The 5,518-nt window shown below is 71.0% G+C and carries 6 protein-coding genes; 3 read left to right on the top strand and 3 right to left on the bottom strand.

Annotation, left to right across the window (positions count from 1 at the left end; all coding sequences use genetic code 11):
• Nucleotides 1-1,194, top strand: a 1,194-nt coding sequence (locus GJ632_RS18920; protein ID WP_191453744.1) for a GTPBP1 family GTP-binding protein, incomplete at its 5' end; no start/stop codon positions are given.
• A 110-nt stretch (nt 1,195-1,304) separates the two neighbouring features.
• Nucleotides 1,305-2,570 (top strand): GIY-YIG nuclease family protein, encoded by a 1,266-nt coding sequence (locus GJ632_RS24310; protein WP_231751683.1) that lies wholly within the window; start codon nt 1,305-1,307, stop codon nt 2,568-2,570.
• On the opposite strand, the gene GJ632_RS18930 is transcribed toward GJ632_RS24310, so the two are convergent.
• The gene (locus GJ632_RS18930; RefSeq protein WP_343161261.1) at nt 2,525-3,208 is read right to left on the bottom strand and encodes an HAD family hydrolase; all 684 of its coding nucleotides are present in this window, start codon (nt 3,206-3,208) and stop codon (nt 2,525-2,527) included. The genes GJ632_RS24310 and GJ632_RS18930 overlap by 46 nt on opposite strands.
• 142 nt (nt 3,209-3,350) lie before the next feature.
• Between GJ632_RS18930 and GJ632_RS18935 the strand changes: the two genes are divergently transcribed.
• A complete protein-coding gene (locus GJ632_RS18935; protein ID WP_191453748.1) occupies nt 3,351-4,637 on the top strand; it encodes a M48 family metallopeptidase in 1,287 nt (428 codons plus the stop codon).
• Here the strand turns inward: GJ632_RS18935 and GJ632_RS18940 are convergent.
• Both GJ632_RS18940 and GJ632_RS18945 read right to left on the bottom strand, forming a co-directional pair.
• Nucleotides 4,541-5,329 carry a helix-turn-helix domain-containing protein gene (locus tag GJ632_RS18940; RefSeq protein WP_191453745.1) on the bottom strand — a complete coding sequence of 263 codons (789 nt, stop codon included), beginning with the start codon at nt 5,327-5,329 and terminating at the stop codon, nt 4,541-4,543. The two genes, GJ632_RS18935 and GJ632_RS18940, sit on opposite strands and share 97 nt — an antisense overlap.
• Before the next feature lie 8 nt (nt 5,330-5,337).
• Nucleotides 5,338-5,518 (bottom strand): hypothetical protein (locus tag GJ632_RS18945; protein ID WP_231751684.1); only part of this gene is annotated, 181 nt, incomplete at its 5' end.

The raw sequence follows: 5,518 nt of genomic DNA on the forward strand, positions 1-5,518 counted from the left end.
GGCAAGTCCACGCTCGTCGGCTCTCTCGTCACCGGACAGGCCGACAACGGCGAGGGGAGCACGCGCGGCTTCCTCGACGTGCAACCGCACGAGGTCGAACGCGGCCTCTCGGCGGACCTCTCGTACGCCGTCTACGGCTTCGGCGACGACGGCCCGGTCCACCTCCGCAACCCCCACCGCAAGTCCGACCGCGCCCGCGTCGTCCAGGAGTCCGACCGCCTCGTCTCCTTCGTCGACACCGTCGGTCACGAACCGTGGCTCAGAACGACGATTCGCGGCCTCGTCGGCCAGCGACTCGACTACGGCCTCCTCGTCGTCGCGGCGGACGACGGCCCGACGAAGACGACGCGCGAACACCTCGGCATCCTCCTGGCGATGGAACTGCCCACCGTCGTCGCCATCACGAAGGTGGACGCCGTGAGCGAGGACCGGGTGCAGGAGGTCGAACGCGAGGTCGAACGCCTCCTGCGCGACGTCGAACGCACCCCCCTCCGCGTCGAACGCCACGGCGTCGAGGCGGCCGTCGAGGAGATAAGCCCCTCGGTGGTCCCCGTCCTCCGGACCAGTGCGGTGACGATGGAGGGCCTCGACCAGTTGGACGCGTTCTTCCAGCGCCTGCCGAAGACCACCGCCGACGCCCGCGAGGACTTCCGGATGTACATCGACCGGACGTACTCGGTCACCGGCGTCGGCGCCGTCGCCTCCGGAACCGTCAACTCCGGCAGCGTCGAGGCGGGCGACGAACTCCTCGTCGGCCCGATGGCCGACGGGTCGTTCCGCGAGGTGGAGGTGCGCTCCATCGAGATGCACTACCACCGCGTGGATCGGGCGAAGACGGGCCGCATCGTCGGCATCGCCCTGAAAGGCGTCAAGGAGTCGGAGATAGAGCGCGGGATGGTGCTGCTCCCCGCGGACGCCGACCCCACACCCGTGCGGTCGTTCGAGGCGGACGTGATGGTGCTGAACCACCCGACCCGCATCCGGGACGGCTACGAACCGGTCGTCCACCTCGAAACCGTGAGCGAGGCGGTGGTCTTCCACCCCGACGGCGGCCAACTTCTCCCCGGCGACACGGGGGAGGCGACGGTGGAGTTCAAGTTCCGCCCGTACCTCGTCGAGGAGGGCCAGCGGTTCGTCTTCCGCGAGGGGAGTTCGAAGGGCGTCGGCACCGTCACGGCGATTCACGAGGACTGACGCGGCGTCGCCGCCGCGGACCGACGCCGAGCCGTCCGCACACCTCGTTCGGTTATCAGAGACTGTAATCTGTTCTGAAAGCTTTTGTCGCTCCCGCCGAGAGGCCACCCATGGAACTGAGTGGGTACGCGTTCGGTCGGGTCTGCGACGTCGAACCCGACCGGACCGACAGGGGAGTCGTCGACGTGCACGTCCCGCAGTCCGACTACGACAGGCGCGACGAGAAGGCCGTCCACGACTACGGCTGGGGGCCGTTCTGCTCGTTCGGCGTCCCCGACGACGGGACGCACTGCCCCGGCGTCTACGCCATCGCCGTCGAGGACGACGTCGTCTACGTCGGCGAGACGAAGGACCTCTACGAGCAGTTCGCCAACGGCTACGGCCGCATCTCCCCGGCGAACTGCTTCGCGGGCGGCCAGCAGACCAACTGCCGACTGAACACGGCCATCTTCCACGCCGCCCGCGCGGGCGACCGTGTGTCGCTGCACCTGCACGCGACGGACGACTTCGGCGGCACCGAAGAGGAGAACCGGGCGCTCCGCCGCATCATCAAAGACGACCTGGTGACGGCGCTCGACCCCGCCTGGAACAAGGGGAACGGAACCGCCGATACCGCGGCGTCCGAGGCCGAGACGGCCGCGTCGACGACGGAGGCGCCGCCGGAACGGACCGAACGCCCGGCGGCCGAGGCCGAGACGCCAGCCGAGGGGCCGAACGCCCGGCGGCCGAGACGGAGGCGCGAACGACCGAGAGAGAGGCGCGGACGACCGACGCCGGGTCACCGACGACCGACGCCGACCCGTCGACGCCCCGTCCGTCCGTCGACGGGGCGGAGTCGGAGTTCGTCCCCGCCGCGCCCGAAGCGGAACGGACGGGGTCGGCCCGGTCGACGACGGAGCGTCCGGAGGCGAGCGAGCGTGCCGAGAAGACCGAGCCCTCGACGCCGCTGGAGCGACCGGAACCGACCGAGTGCGGGACTGCGGACCGCGCCGAACGCTCGGAGCGGCCGGTGGACGCCCCGGCCGACGACGCCGAGGCCGACGAGTTCGCCGAACTGCGCGCCTACCTCGCGGACCACGAACACGACCGAATCGAGCGGACGTTCGCGGACCTGGAAGTCGTCCTCGACGGCCACCTCCCGACCGAGGCGCGGCGGTGGCAGCGCTGGTGGACGAACGACGAGTCGTCGCACCCGCACTCGCGGGCGTGGCTTCGAGCGGGATACGAGGTGGCCGAGGTGTCGCTGCCCGAGGGCCGCGTCGTCTTCGAGCGTCGCGAACGCGACGGGACGGGTTCGGCGTCGGTCGAACGGCCGCCGGTCGGCCGCGTCTCACCACGGCGGCGGGAGTAGTCCCGCCAACCCGTCAAGTCGGTAGTCGGCGCTCGCCGTCGCCGCGTCGGCGTCCGGGGGCGACGCCGGAATCCACACCGAGCGCAGACCCGCGGCGGCGGCCCCGCGCACGTCGGACTCGACGGAGTTCCCGACGTGGACGGCGCGTTCGGGCGCGGTGTCGAGTCGGTCGAGCGCGACGCGGAACGGTTCCGGGTCGGGCTTCGGTTCCGTCTCGTGCGCCGCGTACACCACCGTCTCGACGATGTCACCGACGCCGCTGGCGTCGACTTTCTGCGACTGCGCGTCCTTCGGGCCGTTGGTGACGACGCCGACGCGGTAGCGGTCCGCGAGCGTTCGGAGGACGCGTTCGGCCTCCGGGAGCAGTTCGACGTTCCGGTGGTCACGCGACGCCGCGAAGGCGTCGGCGACCCGTCGCCCCACGTCGGGGTCGTGACCGCGCGCCTCGCAGATGGCGGCGAAGCAGTTCCGGCGGAGTTCGGCCATCGGCGTGTCCCAGTCGGCGAACTCGTCGAACCGGTCGTAGTAGGCGTCGACGGGGAACAGCGGGTCCACCCCGCACGCCTCGAACGCCTCGGACAGCACCGTCGCCGTCGACCGGCGGTACCGGACGAGCGTGTCGTCGAGGTCGAACAGGACGGCTTCGACGGGCGAATCTGTCACACGACCACGTCGGACTCCCGTCGGACGAACGTTTCGGTCGGGTCGCGCGGTCGGACGACCGTCGGCGGTGCAGGGCGTCGACGGTGCCCGACCACGCCACGGCGGCGCGGCGTTTAACCGGTACGACGCCTATCCCCCCGACATGGTGTCGCTCGCCGCACTCTCGCTGGTCGTCCTCCTGACGGGGACGGAACTCCTCTTCAGCGGACTGGACGCGTTGAACCTCAGACACGGCGCTCGCGCGGTCCGCGAGTCGGAGGCGTGGGTCCGCGAGCAGTTGGGGGTCGACTCGCCCGACCGGATGCTGGCGTACCAGCGTGCGAAGACGGTACTGTCGCGCGCGCAGTCGTGGCTCGGCGTCCTCGGCGTCCTCGCCGTCGTCCTCTCGGGCCTGTTCGGCGACGTCGTCGGACTGCTGGTCGAGACGGGCCTGCCGACGGTGCTGCAGGGCGTCGTCCTCCTCGTCGGCGCGGTGGTGCTCGTCCGTCTCCTCGGCGCGCCGTTCGACCTCTACGAGACGTTCGTCGTAGAGGAGCGGTTCGGCTTCAACAACCAGACGCCCGGACTCTGGCTCCGGGACCTCGTCGTCGGACTCCTCGTCACCGTCGTCCTCTCGGGCGTCGTGGGCGGCGTCGTCCTCGCCGTCGTCGACGCCCTCCCGACGCTGTGGCCCGTCGCCGGGTGGGTCGTCGTCGTCGGCTTCTCGCTCCTGATGATGGTCGTCTATCCGCGCTTCGTCGCGCCCCTGTTCAACGACTTCGACCCCGTCGAGTCGGGACCGCTCCGTGAGGCCGTCGAGGACGTGTTCGACCGCGCGGGGTTCGAGTGCGAACAGGTGTACGAGATGGACGCGAGTCGGCGCTCCTCGCACTCGAACGCCTACTTCGTCGGCTTCGGCGAGACGAAGCGCGTCGTCCTGTTCGACACGCTGGTCGAGCAGATGGACCGCGAGTCGGTGCAGGCGGTGCTGGCGCACGAACTCGCCCACTGGAAGCGCGGTCACATCTGGAAGCAACTCGGCGCGTCGGCGGTCCAGATGGGCGTCGTGTTCGCCTTCCTCTGGTGGGTCACCGCCTCGCAGTGGGTGTACGCGGCGTTCGGACTCCCGACGGTGACGTACGCCGCCCTCGCCGTCGGACTGCTCTACGCCGGCCCGGTGCTGTCGCTGCTCGCGCCCCTCACCAACCGGCTCTCGCTGGCGCACGAACGCGAGGCGGACGACTTCGCCGCGCGGACGATGGGCGAGTCCGAGTCGATGACGCGAGCCCTGACGACGCTGGCCGGAGAGAACCTGAGCAACCCGTTCCCGCACCCGTGGTACGCCGCGTTCCACTACTCGCACCCGCCGATTCCCGAGCGCATCCGGCGGCTCAGCGAACGGACCGACGAGGCGGACGCGAACGACGCGCCGGCGACGCCCGCCGACTGACCGCCGTCGCGACTATCACCGTCGTCGCAACTGTCACTGCCGTCACCGCCGTCACGACGCTCCCCGTCGTGGCTATCGTCGCCCTCACGACTTGCGACGCCAGAGGCGAACGCCGAGGAGGACGAGCAGACCCGCGACGAAGACGAGCGCCCCCGGTTCCGTGACGGCGAGGAGCGTCTCGACGGGTCCGGCCGGCGGCGCACCCGTGCCCGGACTCGACGGAACCAGCGGTCCTCCGGCGGGCGGAGTCGCGGACCGCACCGCCGCCACGGCGGCGCGGACGACCACCGTCGCCACCGCGAGAACCGCGAGCGCCCCACGTCGTCGGCGAGCGAATCGCGCGCCCGTTCCTCCTCGGCGCCGAGGACGACGCAACTGTCGGCGGCGCCCCAGACGGTCATCTCCCGCCCCTTCTCGGAGTAGCGCGACCCGACGGGTTCGATGAGGCCGGCGTCTTCGAGGTTCGAGACGTGGTGGGCGGCGTTCTGGACGGACGTGCCCACGGCGTCGGCGACGGCGGAGGACGTGGCGGGCGCTTCGAGTATCCGCCGATAGATGCGCCGGCTGGTGGCCGACCCGAGGGCGTCGAGGACGGCGTCGCTCTCTTGGCTCCCGAGGGCGACGTAGCGGGGCGTCTGGTCGTCGTCGGTGCGGTCGACCGTTCGGTGGAGACGGGTGAGTGGATTCGACATCGTCGGAGTCAGGTGCTGGTGTTCGGTCGGAGAGGCGAGACGGCGGCGGAGTCGGCGTCGCCGTCGGCCTCGTCGGGCGCGACGTCGTCGCCGAAGACGATAATCGCCGGCATCCTCGAAGCCCTCGACGACCAGTCGCGACGGCGGTGTTCGTCTCCCACCTCGCCAGCGAGATACGCGAGGCGGCCG

The organism is Halogeometricum sp. CBA1124 (assembly GCF_009741955.1).
Lineage (GTDB): Archaea > Halobacteriota > Halobacteria > Halobacteriales > Haloferacaceae > Halogeometricum > Halogeometricum rufum.